Source organism: Phycicoccus sp. Soil802 (assembly GCF_001429605.1).
GTDB lineage: Bacteria > Actinomycetota > Actinomycetes > Actinomycetales > Dermatophilaceae > Pedococcus.
Genome location: NZ_LMSS01000004.1, coordinates 349830 through 364392, shown reverse-complemented (window position 1 = coordinate 364392; position 14563 = coordinate 349830). Strand labels below are relative to the sequence as shown.

At 71.7% G+C, this 14563-nt stretch carries 11 protein-coding genes; 4 read left to right on the top strand and 7 right to left on the bottom strand.

Features of this window, described 5'->3' with window-relative positions; genetic code table 11:
- Nucleotides 1-24: 24 nt before the first annotated feature.
- From proB to ASG91_RS10795, 6 genes are all read right to left on the bottom strand, one after another.
- A complete protein-coding gene (proB, locus tag ASG91_RS10820; RefSeq protein ID WP_056922634.1) occupies nt 25-1149 on the bottom strand; it encodes a glutamate 5-kinase in 1125 nt (374 codons plus the stop codon).
- The gene (obgE, locus tag ASG91_RS10815) at nt 1146-2678 is read right to left on the bottom strand and encodes a GTPase ObgE (protein ID WP_056922633.1); all 1533 of its coding nucleotides are present in this window, start codon (nt 2676-2678) and stop codon (nt 1146-1148) included. The genes proB and obgE overlap by 4 nt, the downstream gene beginning before the upstream one ends.
- Before the next feature lie 169 nt (nt 2679-2847).
- Complete coding sequence (rpmA, locus tag ASG91_RS10810; protein WP_056922632.1) at nt 2848-3117, bottom strand: 50S ribosomal protein L27; 270 nt, start codon at nt 3115-3117, stop codon at nt 2848-2850.
- 37 nt (nt 3118-3154) lie between these two features.
- Nucleotides 3155-3463: a 50S ribosomal protein L21 gene (rplU, locus tag ASG91_RS10805; protein WP_056922631.1), complete on the bottom strand. Its 309-nt coding sequence runs from the start codon at nt 3461-3463 to the stop codon at nt 3155-3157.
- A 216-nt stretch (nt 3464-3679) separates the two neighbouring features.
- Nucleotides 3680-6859: an Rne/Rng family ribonuclease gene (locus tag ASG91_RS10800; RefSeq protein ID WP_082594083.1), complete on the bottom strand. Its 3180-nt coding sequence runs from the start codon at nt 6857-6859 to the stop codon at nt 3680-3682.
- 170 nt (nt 6860-7029) lie between these two features.
- Nucleotides 7030-7782 carry a TIGR03936 family radical SAM-associated protein gene (locus tag ASG91_RS10795; RefSeq protein WP_056922630.1) on the bottom strand — a complete coding sequence of 251 codons (753 nt, stop codon included), beginning with the start codon at nt 7780-7782 and terminating at the stop codon, nt 7030-7032.
- Nucleotides 7783-7861: 79 nt separating this feature from the next.
- Between ASG91_RS10795 and ASG91_RS10790 the strand changes: the two genes are divergently transcribed.
- The 4 genes from ASG91_RS10790 (at nt 7862) to ASG91_RS10775 (ending at nt 11914) form a co-directional block, all read left to right on the top strand.
- On the top strand, nt 7862-8839 hold the full coding sequence (locus tag ASG91_RS10790) for a phosphotransferase (RefSeq protein WP_056922629.1): 978 nt from the start codon (nt 7862-7864) through the stop codon (nt 8837-8839).
- Entirely contained in the window at nt 8839-9756 is a 918-nt protein-coding gene (locus ASG91_RS10785; protein WP_056922628.1) for a TIGR03086 family metal-binding protein, read from the top strand. Before ASG91_RS10790 ends, ASG91_RS10785 begins: the two co-directional genes overlap by 1 nt.
- A 65-nt stretch (nt 9757-9821) precedes the next feature.
- Entirely contained in the window at nt 9822-11189 is a 1368-nt protein-coding gene (locus tag ASG91_RS10780) for a transaminase (protein ID WP_056922627.1), read from the top strand.
- Nucleotides 11190-11350: 161 nt separating this feature from the next.
- A complete protein-coding gene (locus ASG91_RS10775) occupies nt 11351-11914 on the top strand; it encodes a hypothetical protein (protein WP_235543874.1) in 564 nt (187 codons plus the stop codon).
- Nucleotides 11915-12278: 364 nt separating this feature from the next.
- On the opposite strand, the gene ASG91_RS10770 is transcribed toward ASG91_RS10775, so the two are convergent.
- A complete protein-coding gene (locus ASG91_RS10770; RefSeq protein ID WP_056922625.1) occupies nt 12279-14231 on the bottom strand; it encodes a protease pro-enzyme activation domain-containing protein in 1953 nt (650 codons plus the stop codon).
- Between the last annotated feature and the right edge of the window lie 332 nt (nt 14232-14563).

The window sequence follows — 14563 nt, the reverse complement described above, 5'->3', positions numbered from 1 at the left end:
ACGCGGCACACCTCAGGGTGCGGGCTAGAGGATGACGAGGTCGTCGCGGTGCACGACCTCACGCTCGTACTCCGGACCCAGCTCCTTGGCCAGCTCGCGCGTCGAGCGACCCAGCATCCCCGGCAGCTCGGCCGAGGTGTAGTTGACGAGACCACGGCCGATCACGCGGCCCTCGGGCGCGCAGAGGTCGACCGGGTCGCCGTCGGAGAAGGTGCCCTCGACGCCGGTGATCCCGGCCGGCAGCAGGGAGGTCCGACGCTCGGTCACCGCGCGCACGGCTCCGGGGTCGAGCAGCAGGCGCCCCATCGGGGTGGTGGCGTGGGCCAGCCAGAGCTTGCGGGAGGTGCGCTTCGAGCCGGTCGGGACGAAGACCGTGCCGACGTCCTCCCCTGCCAGCGCCCGCTCGACCTGCTCGGCGCTGGTCAGCACCGTCGTGATGCCGGCGGCGTTGGCGATCGAGGCCGCCTCGACCTTGGTCACCATGCCGCCGCTGCCGACGCTCGACCCGGTGCCGCCGATGACGACGTCGTCGAGCCCCGCGCCCCCGATGACCGTGGGGACGCGCTTGCTGCCCGCCTTGGTCGGGGGCCCGTCGTACAAGGCGTCGACGTCGGTGAGCAGCACGAGGCCGTCGGCGTGCACGAGGTGGGCCACCAGCGACGCCAGCCGGTCGTTGTCGCCGAACCGGATCTCGTGGGTGGCCACGGTGTCGTTCTCGTTGACGATCGGCACGATCCCGAGCTCGAGCAGCCGGTCGAGGGTGCGGCGGGCGTTCGTGTAGTGCGAGCGCCGGGTCACGTCGTCGGCGGTGAGCAGCACCTGCCCCACCGTCAGCCCGTGGGCGCCGAAGGCACGTTGGTATGCCGCGACGAGGGCTCCCTGCCCCACGCTGGCTGCCGCCTGCTGCGTCGCGAGGTCCCACGGCCGCTTGGTCAGCCCCAGGGGTGCGATGCCCGCGGCGATGGCACCCGAGGACACCAGCACGACCTGGTGGCCGGCGTTGCGGCGCTTCGCGAGCACGTCGACGAGGGCGATGAGCCGCTGCTCGTCGAGCGCCCCTCCGCCGACGTCGGTCAGGCTGGAGGAGCCGATCTTGACCACCAGGCGCCGGGCGCGCGCCACGTCGCCCCGGCGGTCGACCGCGCTCATTCCTCGGTGTCCTCGTCCTTCGCAGTGGCCCAGTGGCCGGCCCGCCGCTCGGCGGCCAGCTCGTCGCGGGCGACGGTCCGGGCGACCCGGCGCTCGGCGTAGTCGGCCCGCTTGTCGTCTCGGGTGGGGCGGGTGGCCTCGTCGAGCCGCAGGTCGGTGCCGCGGGCGCCGAGCAGCTCGGCCCCGGCCACGAGGGTGGGCTCCCAGTCGAAGACCACCGCGTTGTCCTTCGGCCCGATCAGCACGGTCGCCCCGGCCACCGCACCGGCCTTGAACAGGGCCTCCTCGATGCCGGCCCGGCCGAGCCGGTCGGCGAGGTAGCCGACGGCCTCGTCGTTGGAGAAGTCGGTCTGGCGGACCCAGCGGGTGGGGCGCTCCCCCTCGATGCGGAAGACCTCACCGTCGGCGGTGTTCTCGCGGATGACCTTGAAACCCGAGTCGTCAACGGCCTTGGGCCGGATGACGATGCGCTGCGGCGTGGCCGCGGCGACCGCCTCGATCTCGGCGCGGGCCTCAGCGACGTGTCGGGCCATCGCGAAGGTCAGCTCACGCAGCCCGGTGTGGGCCACGGCGGACACGACGAAGACCTCGATGCCGCGCGCCTCGAGGTCGGGCTTGACCATCTCGGCCAGCTCGAGCGCGTCGGGGACGTCGGACTTGTTGAGCACGACGATGCGGGTGCGCTCGGCCAGCGGGCGACCACCCAGCGTCGCGTCCGGGACGTACTGGGCGAGCTCGCGCTCGATGACGTCGAGGTCGGTCATCGGGTCGCGACCGGGCTCGAGCGTCGCGCAGTCGATGACGTGCACCAGCACCGAGCACCGCTCGACGTGGCGCAGGAACTCCAGGCCCAGGCCCTTGCCCTCGCTGGCGCCGGGGATCAGGCCCGGCACGTCGGCGATGGTGAACCGGCTCTCGCCGGCCTGCACCACACCGAGGTTCGGGACCAGGGTGGTGAACGGGTAGTCGGCGATCTTCGGCCGGGCGGCCGACAGCACCGACACGAGCGAGGACTTGCCCGCCGACGGGAAGCCGATCAGGGCGACGTCGGCCAGGGACTTGAGCTCGAGCACGATGTCGAGGGCGTCGCCGGGCTCCCCGAGCAGGGCGAAGCCGGGCGCCTTGCGACGGGCCGACGAGAGGGCCTTGTTGCCCAGGCCACCGCGACCACCCTTGGCGACGACGAACTCCCCGTCGAGCCCGACGAGGTCCATCAGCACGTCCCCGGAGCCGTCCTTGACCACGGTGCCCTCGGGCACGGTCAGCACGAGGTCGCCGCCGTCGGCGCCGTTGCGCTCGTCACCGGCGCCGGGCTTGCCGTTGGTCGCCTTGCGGTGGGGGTGGTGGTGGTAGTCGAGGAGCGTGGTGACGTTCGGGTCGACCCGCAGGATGACGTTGCCACCCCGCCCGCCGTTGCCCCCGTCGGGGCCGCCGAGCGGCTTGAACTTCTCGCGCTTGACCGAGGCCACGCCGTGTCCGCCATCGCCGGCGGCGACGTGCAGCACGACGCGGTCGACGAACGTGGTCATGGGGCTCTCATTTCTGGTCGGTGAGGACGTACTCAAGTAAAGACGATCATGGGAAAGACGTGCGGAGGGGGCGGGCCCGTGTCGGGCCCGCCCCCTCCGGTGCGGTGCGTCACGTGGTCAGGCCACGCGGCATACCGAAAGTTCTTGATCTCCTGCTTCGCCCGGAAGTTCAGCTGGCGTCCGAGGTCTCCAGCGGGACGATGTTGACGACCTTGCGCCGACGCTTCGTGCCGAACTGGACGTTGCCCTTGACGAGCGCGAACAGCGTGTCGTCGCCGCCACGGCCGACGCCGTCGCCGGGGTGGAAGTGCGTGCCGCGCTGACGGACGAGGATCTCGCCCGCGTTGACGAGCTGGCCGCCGAAGCGCTTCACGCCGAGGAACTGTGCGTTCGAGTCGCGACCGTTACGGGTCGAGGACGCACCCTTCTTGTGTGCCATGTCAGTACCTGCCTTCTCTGGGTCTCTGGTCCGAAACTCAGGCGTCGATCGAGGTGATCTTGACCTGGGTCAGGTGCTGACGGTGGCCCTGACGCTTGCGGTAGCCGGTCTTGTTCTTGTACTTCATGATCGTGATCTTGGGGCCCTTGGCGGCCTTGACGACCTCAGCCTTGACGGAGACCTTGGCGAGCTTGTCGGCATCGCTGGTCACGGTCGACCCGTCGACGACGAGAAGGGGGACGAGGTCGATGCTGTCGCCGGCCTTGCCGCTGACCTTGTCGATGATGAGGACATCGCCGACGGAAACCTTCTCCTGGCGACCACCAGCGCGAACAATCGCGTACACGTGGAACTCTCTTTCCTACTTCGGGTGGCACGCGCTCTCTGTCTGGACCGGCCGGCAGCTACCCACGCTGCGATCGAACACCGAAGTGAGCGAACACAGACGCGGACGCCGGACGGTGGGCGCACCAAGGCACAAGATTACCGGGTGGAGGGCGTGCCGACCAAACCGGCGGTCGTGCGGCACACCAGCAGTCAACCCACCGGTATGCCGCCCGGCTCAGAAGTGCTCGGCGGGCGCCTCCGCGCCGCCTGAGCCGGCGTCGTCGCCCGCGACCGCACGAGGCGGTCCGGCGGGTGCCACGACCCGGCCGCGCCGACGCCGCTTGGGGGCGGCCGCGACGGGCTCGGGCGTGGGCTCCGGCTCCGGGGTCGGCTCCGGGGTCGGCTCGGGCTCCGGCTCAGGGGCCGGCTCCGGCTCGGGGGCCTCCTCGGCCACGGGCTCGGCCACGGACTCGGCCACGGACTCGGTGTCGCCGCGGTCGGGCTGCTGCTGCTCGACGTCCTCGTGCACCTCGAGGGCCGGAGCGTCCTGGGCGTCGTCGAGGTCGTGGTCGCCGTGCAGGTCGTCGTGGTGGTGGTCGGCGGACTTCAGAGCCGCGGCGTGCGCCGCTGCGGCGATCTGAGCCGGCGTCGGCCCGGAGTGCACCGGCTGGGGGGCCGGCTCGGGCGTCGTGCCGGCCGCACCGGCGCGACCACGACGACCGCGACCGCTACGGGCGGCCTGGCCACCGGCGCCGGCACCGCCGCCGTTGGCACCGTTGTCGCGACCGCTGTCGCGGCCACCGTCGCCACCGCCGGACGGCTTCTCGACCGGGTCGGCGTGCACGATGATCCCGCGTCCACCGCAGTGCTCGCAGTTCTCGGAGAAGACCTCGATGAGACCGGACCCGACCCGCTTGCGGGTCATCTGGACCAGGCCGAGCGAGGTGACCTCGGCGACCTGGTGCTTGGTGCGGTCGCGGCCGAGGCACTCGAGGAGGCGTCGCACGACGAGGTCACGGTTGCTCTCGAGCACCATGTCGATGAAGTCGATGACGATGATCCCGCCGATGTCGCGCAGCCGGAGCTGGCGGACGATCTCCTCGGCGGCCTCGATGTTGTTCTTGGTGACCGTCTCCTCGAGGTTGCCACCCGACCCGACGAACTTGCCGGTGTTGACGTCGACCACGGTCATGGCCTCGGTGCGGTCGATGACCAGGGAGCCACCGGAGGGCAGCCAGACCTTGCGGTCCATGGCCTTGGCGATCTGCTCGTCCACGCGGTAGTGGGTGAACAGGTCCTCCTCGGAGGTCCACTTCTTCAGCCGCTCGGCGAGGTCGGGGGCGACGTCGCCGAGGTACTCGCTGACCTCTCCCCAGGCCTGGTCGCCGGCCACCACGAGCGAGGTGAAGTCCTCGTTGAACACGTCGCGGATGACCCGCACGGTCAGGTCGGGCTCGCCGTGGACCAGGGACGGCGCGCCGCCCTTGCCCTTGCTCTTGGAGTCGGCCTTGGCCTTGATCTTGTCCCAGGTCTTGGTGAGCCGCTCGACGTCGGCGCGCAGCTCCTCCTCGCTGGCCCCTTCGGCGGCGGTGCGCACGATCACGCCGGCGCTGTCCGGGACGACCTCCTTGAGGATCCCCTTGAGGCGGCTGCGCTCGGTGTCGGGGAGCTTGCGGGAGATGCCGGTCATCGAGCCCTCGGGCACGTAGACCAGGTAACGGCCCGGGAGCGAGATCTGGCTGGTCAGGCGGGCGCCCTTGTGGCCGATCGGGTCCTTGGTGACCTGCACGAGGACGGTGTCACCCGACTTCAGGGCGTTCTCGATCCGCTTCGGCTGGTTGTTCTCCAGGCCCGCGGCGTCCCAGTTGACCTCACCGGCGTAGAGCACGGCGTTGCGGCCCTTGCCGATGTCGACGAAGGCGGCCTCCATCGACGGGAGCACGTTCTGGACCCGACCGAGGTAGACGTTGCCGGCCATCGACGCGTTGGTCTCGCGCGAGACGTAGTGCTCGACCAGGACGTTGTCCTCGAGGACGCCGATCTGGGTGCGGCCCTCGCGCTCACGGACGACCATCACCCGCTCGACGCTCTCGCGACGGGCCAGGAACTCGGCCTCGGTGATGATCGTGCGGCGACGACCGGCCTCGCGGCCCTCGCGGCGACGCTGCTTCTTGGCCTCCAGGCGGGTCGACCCCTTGACGCTCTGCGGCTCGTCGCGGCGCGACTCACGCACCCGGGTCACGGTGCCGGGCGGGTCGTCGCCCTCGGCGGAGGAACCGCTGCGGCGACGACGACGGCGACGACGGCTCGACGAGCCGTCACCCTCGAGGCCCTGGTCGTCCGGTGCCTCGGCGTCCTGGGTGTCGGAGCCGGCCTCCTCGTCCTCGTCAGAGAACGCGGCGGCGTCGGACTCGCCCTGACCGCGACCACGGCCGCGACCCTTGCCACCGCGGCGACGACGACGGCGACCGCCCTCGCCGCCACCGTCGGTCTCGTCGTCGCGGTGCTGGCTCGCGTCGTCCTGGTCGTCCTGGTCGGCCGGCTCGGCGGCGGTGTCGTCGGCCTCGGCGGACTGCGCGTCAGCCTGGGCGCCGCGGCCTCGGCCACGACGACGCCGGGGCGCCGGGGCCTTGTCCTCGGCGGCCGGCAGGTCCGTGGCGGCGTCCGCGCCGGACGCCTCAGCGGTCTCGGCGGAGTCCGCGGTGTCGGAAGCGGGCGCGGCGACCTGCGGCGGGCCGGCGGCCTTGGTCGCGGCGCGACGGCGGGTCGGCCGGGCGGCGGCCGGGTCGGGCGCCTGGAACAGCACGCCGAAGCTGGGGACGGTGGCCGCGGTGGGCTGCCCGTCGGCGCCCAGCTCGTCCTCGTCCTCGCTCGGGATGGGCTCGATGGCGGCGGCATCGCCGGCGGCGTCGGTCGGGGCCGCGAGCAGGGCTGCGGCAGCGTCCTCGGCGGTCGGCTCGGCCGCGGGCTCGTCCGCGGGGGCGGCCTTGCTCACCTTCTTGGCGGTGGCCTTCTTCGCGGTGGTCTTCTTCGCCGTCGCCTTCTTGGCGGCGGTCTTCTTGGCAGCGGCCTTCTTGGCCGTCTTCGGAGCCGGTGCGTCGCCCTCGGCCGGTGCCGCGGAGTCAGCGGTAGCGGACTCAGCGGTAGTGGACTCGGTGGTGGCCGGCTGGTCGGCCTCGCCCTCGGCGGGTGCCACCGGCGCGGAGGCCTTCTTGGTGGCCCGACGGGCGCGCTTGCGGGCCGGCGCCGGAGCGCTCGTGGCGCCCCCGGCGTTGTCGGCGCCAGCGGCGCTATCGCCCCCAGCGGCGCTCTCGGCGCTCTCGGCGCTCTCGGTGCTCTCGGCGCTCTCGGTGCTCTCCGAGGGAGCGTCCTGCGACGAGGAGTCGGGGTTGAACAGGTCTTCCGTGGAGGCCATCCGTGGCGTCCTTCCGTCACCCACGGGCGAAGGCCACACCGAGAGTCCGGATCGGACTCTCCCTCGGCCACGTGGTGCGCGGTGTTGCTCGTGTCGGCGGCGGGTGCCGTCGGCACGGAAGTCGGTTGGGCTACGCCTGTCGAGGCTCGCGCAGGTCGCGCGGCACCAGGTCAGGCGCCGTCGTCGTCCTTGTCGGCAGCCAGTGGATCAGCCACCCCAGCGGTTGCGGGTCGCAGCGGGCCTTGCGCCAGTCGGGTCACCAGGGGTGGTGTCGGTGGCGCCAGCTCCGTGGCTGCTCGCAGCGCGGTCAGGACGTCGTCGGGGCGTACGGCCGGTGTGGTGTGCCGTACAACCACCCGAAGTATCGCACAGTCGGGCCGCTGCGACGGCTCGGTGGTCATCGACACGACGGCAGACCGCACGTCGAACGTCTTGGGCCCGGTCTTGAAGGTCCTGGTCACCTCGACCCGGTCGAGCGCGAGGAGCTGGTCTGCGGCGGCCTGCAGCTGCTCGGCCGTGACCCCCGGGAAGTCCAGCACCCAGTCGCTGCCCTGGAGGCGGTCGGCGAGGGCGCCCGGAGCGGCCTCGACCACCTCGAGCACGTCGAGGCCCTCGGGGAGCGCCTCGTCGAGGGCTCGGCGCACCGACTCGGGGTCGACCCGCTCGGTCACCGAGATCTCGAAGTACTCCGCCTCGCTGGCGGTCCCCGTCGGCGCCGCGTTCGCGTAACTGATCTTGGGGTGCGGGTGGAACCCGGCCGAGAACGCCATCGGCACCCCAGCCCGACGCAGGGCGCGCTCGAGGGCACGCTGGAAGTCCCGCGTCGAGGAGAACCGCAGCCGGCCCCGCTTGGCGTACCGGATCCGCAGCTTCTGCACCGCCAGGGCGGGTGGGGGTCCTTCGGGTACGCGTTGCCGGGCCATGGGGGCAGCCTAGGCACCTCCGTGCGAGTGGCTCCAACGGGCCATGGCGGGCCGTCGCGGAAGGTGCCACGGTGAACTCGTGGCAGCGGGCGACGTCCTGCGCGAGGTCGTGGAACGCACGGTGGTCTCGGACCACGTGGGCAAGTCCGGGGCGGGGCTCGAGCGGGTCCGGCTCCGGGACGGGCGTGCGCTCGTGGTGAAGCGGGTCGACCCCCAGCACGACGTGACCTTGGCGATGACGGGTGGCGGGCCGTCGAGGGAGTACCTCCTGTGGCGCGACGGCGCGTTCGACCGGCTGCCCCCCGGCATCGGTCACGCCGTGGTGGACGGGTGGGTCGAGGGCGACAGCACCGTCCTGGTCCTGCGGGACCTCGGCGACCACGTCCTGAGCTGGGCGGACCGGCTCTCGCCCGACCGGGCCGCCCGGACGATGACGGCAGTCGCCTCCCTCCACCGCGCCTTCCTCGGCCAGGCGCCGCCCGACCTGGCTCCGCTGGACCTCGTCCTGACGCTCTTCACGCCGCGCCGGATCCGGGCGGCGGAGCTGGCCGAGGTCGAGCTCATGCAGCTGGCGCTGCGCGGGTGGGAGCTGTTTGGTGACGCCGTCCCCACCGACGTCGCCGAGGCCGTGCTCGGCCTGCTCGACGATCCCGCTCCGCTCGTGACGGCCCTGCACCACGCGCCGGCCACGCTGGCCCACGGTGACCTCGCCACCGTCAACATGGCGTTCGACGGTGACGACCTCGTCCTCCTCGACTGGGCGATGGCGACGCAGGGACCGGGAGCCCTCGACGTCGCCCGGTTCGTCGCGGGGTGCTCCTCGGTGGTCGACGCCACCAGGGAGGACCTGATCGGGTGGTACCGCGCGGCGGCCGGGCCGGCGTGCGACGACCGGACCATGCACCTCGGACTGCTGTCGGCCATGGTCTGGCTGGGGTGGAACAAGGCGCTCGACGCGGTCGAGCACCCGGATCCGGCGATCCGGGCCCGGGAGAGGACGGACCTCGCCTGGTGGGTGGACGCCACCCGAACGGCACTGGAGAGCGGAGCGATCTGATGGACCTCAACACGCTGTACCACCGCACGGTCGAGCGCTGGGCCGACGTCGTCGTCGCCGTCCGTGACGACCAGTGGGACTCCCCCACCCCCTGCAGCGAGTGGACCGTGCGCGACCTCGTCAACCACATCACCTCGGAGGACCTGTGGACCGCCGCCCTCCTGGAGGGGCGGACCATCGAGGAGGTGGGCTCCAGCCTCGACGGCGACCTGCTCGGTGACGACCCGGTCGGTCGGTCGATCGATGCGGCGAAGGCGGCCACGACGTCGGTCGCGGACCGGCTCCCCCGGGGTGGCACCGTGCCGCTCTCGTTCGGCGACACGGAGGTGTCCGAGTACGTCTGGCAGCTCGCCGCCGACCACCTGATCCACTCCTGGGACCTGTCGGCGGCCACCGGGACCGACCGACGCCTCGACCCGGTGCTCATGGCAGGGGTGGCCCGCTGGTGGGCCGACCGCGAGGAGCTGTACCGGGACGGTGGAGCGGTGGGGGCGCGCGCGATCTCGCACGGCGGCCAGCAGGGCGACCTGCTCGCCACCTTCGGTCGAGACGCGGAGTGGGGACCCAACCACGCCTGCGCCGCCCGCTTCCTGCGCGCCTTCGGCAGCGGCGACATGGACGCGGCCCGGCTCGAGATGACCGCCGACTGCGTGTTCGAGGCGACCGGTCCGGCACCCGACGGGGTCCGCCACGAGGGAGCCGACGCCGCCCACTCCGTGTGGACCCAGATGTTCGCCGAGACCACGAACCCGCTGTTCTCCACCGAGGAGCAGTTCGTCGCGGGCGACCGGGCCGTGGTCCGGTGGTCCTACAGCTGGACCGACGACCAGGGCGCTCCCGGCCACATCCGCGGGGTCGACGTCATCCGGTTCCGGGACGGGCTCATCTGCGAGAAGCTCTCCTACGTCAAGGGCTGAGACCCCCCACCTACGGAATCCGCAGTCTCGTGCGGGCGGCCGGCTCGCGGTCCTAGCGTGTCCCCATGGCAGACCTCGACCGCGCCCGGCTGGCCACCCTCCTGCAAGCCGAGCAGGCGGCATACACCGGACGGCACCCACGCAGCCGCGCCCTCTTCGAGGAAGCCGGCAACCTCTTCGGCCGGGTGCCGATGACGTGGATGAACATGTGGTCGGGCGGCTTCCCGCTCTACCTCGACCACGCCTCGGGCAACCGCGTGACCGATGTCGACGGCCACACCTACGTCGACTTCGCGCTCGGCGACACCGGCGCCATGGCGGGGCACTCTCCCGCCGCGACCGTGGCCGCGGTGCAGCAGCGGGCCGGTGAGCTCGGCGGGATCACGACCATGCTCCCGACCGCTGACGCGCAGTGGGTGGGCGCCGAGCTCGAGCGACGGTTCGGTATGCCGTTGTGGAGCTTCACGCTGTCGGCCACCGACGCGAACCGGTGGGCGATCCGACTGGCGCGGCTCGCGACCGGGCGGCCCAAGGTGCTCGTCTTCGCCTACTGCTACCACGGCTCAGTCGACGAGGCGTTCGCGCTGCCCGGACCCGACGGCAAGGCCCAGAGCCGTCCCGGCAACGTCGCTCCCCCGGTCGACCTCGACCTCACGACGCGCGTCGCGACGTGGAACGACCTCGCCTCGGTCGAGGCGGCGCTGGCCCACGGCGACGTGGCGGCGGTGCTCACCGAGCCCGCCCTCACCAACATCGGGATCGTCCTGCCCGAGCCCGGGTTCCTCGAGGGCGTGCGGGAGCTGGCCACGAGGTACGGCGCGCTGCTGATGGTCGACGAGACGCACACCTTCTCGGCGGGCTGGGGCGGCGCGACGACCGCGTGGTCCCTCGAGCCCGACATGCTCGTCATCGGCAAGTCCATCGGTGGCGGGATCCCGTGCGGCGCCTACGGGTTGTCGCGCGAGGTCGCGCAGGCCATCACCCGGCACACCGAGGCGGGCGACGCCGACATCGTCGACGTGGGCGGCGTCGGGGGCACCCTCGCCGGCAACGCCCTCTCGACGGCTGCCATGCGAGCGACCCTCGGCGAGGTGCTGACCCGCGAGGCCTTCGCCCACATGACCGAGCTCGCGACCGCCTTCACGACGGGGGTCCAGCAGACCCTCGACGAGCTCGACGTCCCGTGGTCGATCAGCCGGCTCGGTGCGCGGGCGGAGTACCGCTTCGCCCGCCCGGCACCGCGCTCGGGTGAGGAGTCCGCCGCGGCAGCCGACGACGCGCTCGACGCCTACCTGCACCTCGCGATGGCCAACCGGGGCATCCTCATGACGCCGTTCCACAACATGGCGCTGATGTGCCCGGAGACCTCGCGGGACGACGTCGACCTGCACACCCGGGTCTTCCGCGAGGTCGTCGGCGCCCTCTTCGCCTGACCGCTGGGCGCACGGACCGATATGTCCGGGTGACGGTGCCGAGCACCCGGCGTAACTTCGGGAGGTGGACCACTTCGCTGGGAAGCGGCCCCTGCGAGAGAAAGCGGAGGGTTGAGGTGTTCATCCAGATCATCCAGGGAAAGTGTCGGGACGCGGACCGAATGCGCCGGCTGACCGACGAGTGGCGCGAGGAACAGGGCCCCAAGGCCGAGGGCTGGCTGGGTGGGACCTACGGGATCACCGACGACAACGAGTTCGTGGGCGTGGTCCGGTTCGAGAGCCGGGAGGCTGCCGCCCGCAACTCCACGAGGCCCGAGCAGGGTGAGTGGTTCATGAAGATGCAGGAGTGCTTCGACGGCGACGTCACGTTCCACGACTGCGACAACGCCCAGATGTTCCTCAACGGCGGGTCCGACGACGCCGGCTTCGTGCAGGTCATGCAGGGCCGGCTCAGCGACCCGGAGCGGTTCCGCCGGTTCATGGACCAGCCGATGGACATGCTGCAGGAGCAACGCCCGGAGATCATCGGCGGCACCATCGCCATCGACGAGGACGGCTTCTTCACCGAGACGATCGCCTTCCGGAGCGAGGAAGAGGCCCGGATCGGCGAGAAGAAGGAGATGCCCGAGGACCGTCGTCGCGAGTTCGAGGACGAGATGTCGCAGGTCAGCGACATGCGGTACCTCGACCTGCACCAGCCGTGGTTCGCGAGCCGGATGGGCTAAGCCCTCAGGACCTGGACCACATGAGCGCCGCGCCCACCCCGCGGCGGCGATGCTCGACGTCCACCCACACGCTGCCGAGAGGCAAACGTATGCCGCCCGCTCAGCCATGGCGCGAAGCCTAGGCGAGCGGGCGGCATACCCCAGCCCTCTCCGCACGAGCGGCTGGGGGGTGGCACCAGCGGGCGGGTTGAAGGGGACCCGACCACTGGTGCGCGGCGGTCTGGAGGAGGCGACCGCGGCCACTGCCATTGGACAACGCTGCGGGGTCATCCTCCGATGACAAATGTCACCGGTTTCATGTGAGTTCCCTGAGAGTGGTGCACCGGCGGACGGGTGAAGGGACCCGCCCGCCGGTGCCCGGCGGTCAGGAGGAGGCGACCGCGTTCAACCACGCTTGTCCGTTGGGGACGCCGACTCCGGTGACGTCGTCGTACCCGGGGCGGACGTGGATGGTCAGGGCGGCATCGCTGTCGAAGGTCCGCTCGCTGTAGACGTAGCCCGCGGAGGCGTCCACGCCGTTCACGTAGTCGGACCGGACGTCACCGGGGTAGGTGGCGAGGTCGGTCTTGGTGATGTCGATGCTCGAGCCGCGCGCGCCGTAGAGCACCGGGTTGGCCAGGCCGAAGGCGTGTCCGGCCTTCTGCTGGGCGAGGGCGAACATGCCTGCGTAGAGCGGAGAGGCCAGCGAGGTGCCGCCGATCCGGTACTCGGAGTACTGCTGCGAGCCGTCCGGGAAGGTCTGGGTCTCCCCGACGAGCATGCCCGTGTTCGGGTCACCGAGCGCCGCGACGTCAGGCACCGCACGCATCGCGCCGCCACCGTAGGTCTGCGAGATGGCGCCGGGCACGACACCCGCCTGGTAGGAGGGCTGGGCGAACAGCCGCGAGGTGCCACCGCCGCTCCCGTAGAGGAACGCAGGAGTGTTCCACGTCCTCGTGGCCTTGTTCAGCGTGCCCTTGGCCGTCTCCCACCCGAGCTCGAAGACCCGGCCGTTCGACTGCGAGACACCAGCGCTGGTGCCTCCCACTGCCGTGACGTAGGGACTGGAGGCCGGCCAGTCCGGCGTCGGGCTCGCGCCCGCGACACCACCGGTCTCGTCGGCGTCGTCGCCCGAGGAGAAGAACAGCGTCATGCCCTCGGCAGCGGCCTGGACCTGGGTGTCCAGCGACGGCTTGATGGTGCCCGTCGGGAGCGCCTCGCCGCCGTAGCCGTAGGAGTTGGTGACGATGTCGACCAGGTGTCCGTCGACCACCCGGTTCATGATCGCGTCGAGGTCGCGGTAGTTGTTCGGCGCACCGATGTAGGTGATGTCCGCCCCCGGGGCCATCGTGTGGACGGCCTCGACGTCGAGGGTCTCCTCACCGGCCCAGCCCTGCGGGTCCTGCCTCGGGTTCTCCGGGCGGTTGTACGTGCCCGGGGCCACGACCTGGCTGAAGTGCCCGCTGAGCGAGGGCAGCCCGTGCGCCGCGGAGTAGGTGTTGGCGTCCTGCAGGATGGTCGGCGAGGCGTAGCCGTCGATGATGCCGACCTTCACGCCGCGTCCGTCGTTGCCCGAGCCGATCGCCCCGGTCATGCCGTAGAGGCCCTGGAGCTGCGCCCCGGCATACCCCTTGGGCGCGAAGGCGCTCGGCGAGGACGGCAGCGGGGTGCCATCGGGGGTGGGCGTGTTCTGCACCGTCTTCTGGCCCCAGTAGTCGCTCATCGGCTGGGCGTTGCGGAACAGCGCCGGACCCGGGGTCACCTTGTCCTGGTGGGCCAGGGTCTGCGACTCGTCGAGCCCGACCACGCCCTCCACTGCGGTGAGGTTCGCCGGCACCTTGAGCGCGGTGGCGTTGCCACGCACCGTCTTGCCCTCGGTGCGGTACTCCGCGAACGAGGTGTCGAACGCCTTGGCGGCCTGGGCGAGGGTGCCGGTGGCCTCGACGTACTTGCGGTTGGCCGGGACCGCACCGACGGTGAAGCCCTGGCCCTTGAGCCACGACGAGACGCTGTCGACGTCAGCCTGGGCCGGCGAGAACTTGGCGCGGAACTGCGCGGGGGTCAGGAACTTCTGGTAGCTGGCGCTGCCGGGGGTCGAGACCGCGTTCGCGTAGGCCGCGGCCGCGTCACCTCCTCGGTAGTTGAGGTACACGCGGAAGGTGACCTGCTGGGTGGCGTCGGTGGAGCCGGTGCGGTTCTTCGCGGCGGCCCACGACGGGACGCTGCCGGGCAGGGCGTGGGGCCCGGCAGTGGTGGCCAGCGCGGAGCCGGCCGATGCTGCGGTGACCAGGGCTGCTGCACCGAGGGCGGCGCAGGCGGTTCTCGAGAGACGGGACATGAAACCTCCGGAACGGGGTGGCGACGCAGCCGGGTCTCGGCTGAGCCGGGTGGAGCGGTTTCATTCGACAACCATTTCGCACCCCGACCCGATGACAAATGTCAGGGCTTTCGGATGCGTTCCATGGCGCGGATGTGAGCCCGTGGCGCCCGCACCGCGCGTCACCTCCTGAAAGGCGATGCTGCCGGGCCGCACGGCTCGCCAGCATCGCCGTGTTGCCCCCGGAAATCGTCCTAAGGCATGACGCCACGAACGGTCACGAGGGGCACTCTTGTCGTGGAGTGCCCGCGCTGAAGGGGCCCACGAGCAGTCCGACGCGGTCGCGACCGCGA

Coding starts and splice junctions, on each gene's coding strand:
- proB (WP_056922634.1), bottom strand. CDS start 1,149: ATGAGCGCGGTCGACCGCCGGGGCGACGTGGCGCGCGCCCGGCGCCTG.
- obgE (WP_056922633.1), bottom strand. CDS start 2,678: ATGACCACGTTCGTCGACCGCGTCGTGCTGCACGTCGCCGCCGGCGAT.
- rpmA (WP_056922632.1), bottom strand. CDS start 3,117: ATGGCACACAAGAAGGGTGCGTCCTCGACCCGTAACGGTCGCGACTCG.
- ASG91_RS10800 (WP_082594083.1), bottom strand. CDS start 6,859: ATGGCCTCCACGGAAGACCTGTTCAACCCCGACTCCTCGTCGCAGGAC.
- ASG91_RS10795 (WP_056922630.1), bottom strand. CDS start 7,782: ATGGCCCGGCAACGCGTACCCGAAGGACCCCCACCCGCCCTGGCGGTG.
- ASG91_RS10785 (WP_056922628.1), top strand. CDS start 8,839: ATGGACCTCAACACGCTGTACCACCGCACGGTCGAGCGCTGGGCCGAC.
- ASG91_RS10780 (WP_056922627.1), top strand. CDS start 9,822: ATGGCAGACCTCGACCGCGCCCGGCTGGCCACCCTCCTGCAAGCCGAG.
- ASG91_RS10775 (WP_235543874.1), top strand. CDS start 11,351: ATGCGCCGGCTGACCGACGAGTGGCGCGAGGAACAGGGCCCCAAGGCC.
- ASG91_RS10770 (WP_056922625.1), bottom strand. CDS start 14,231: ATGTCCCGTCTCTCGAGAACCGCCTGCGCCGCCCTCGGTGCAGCAGCC.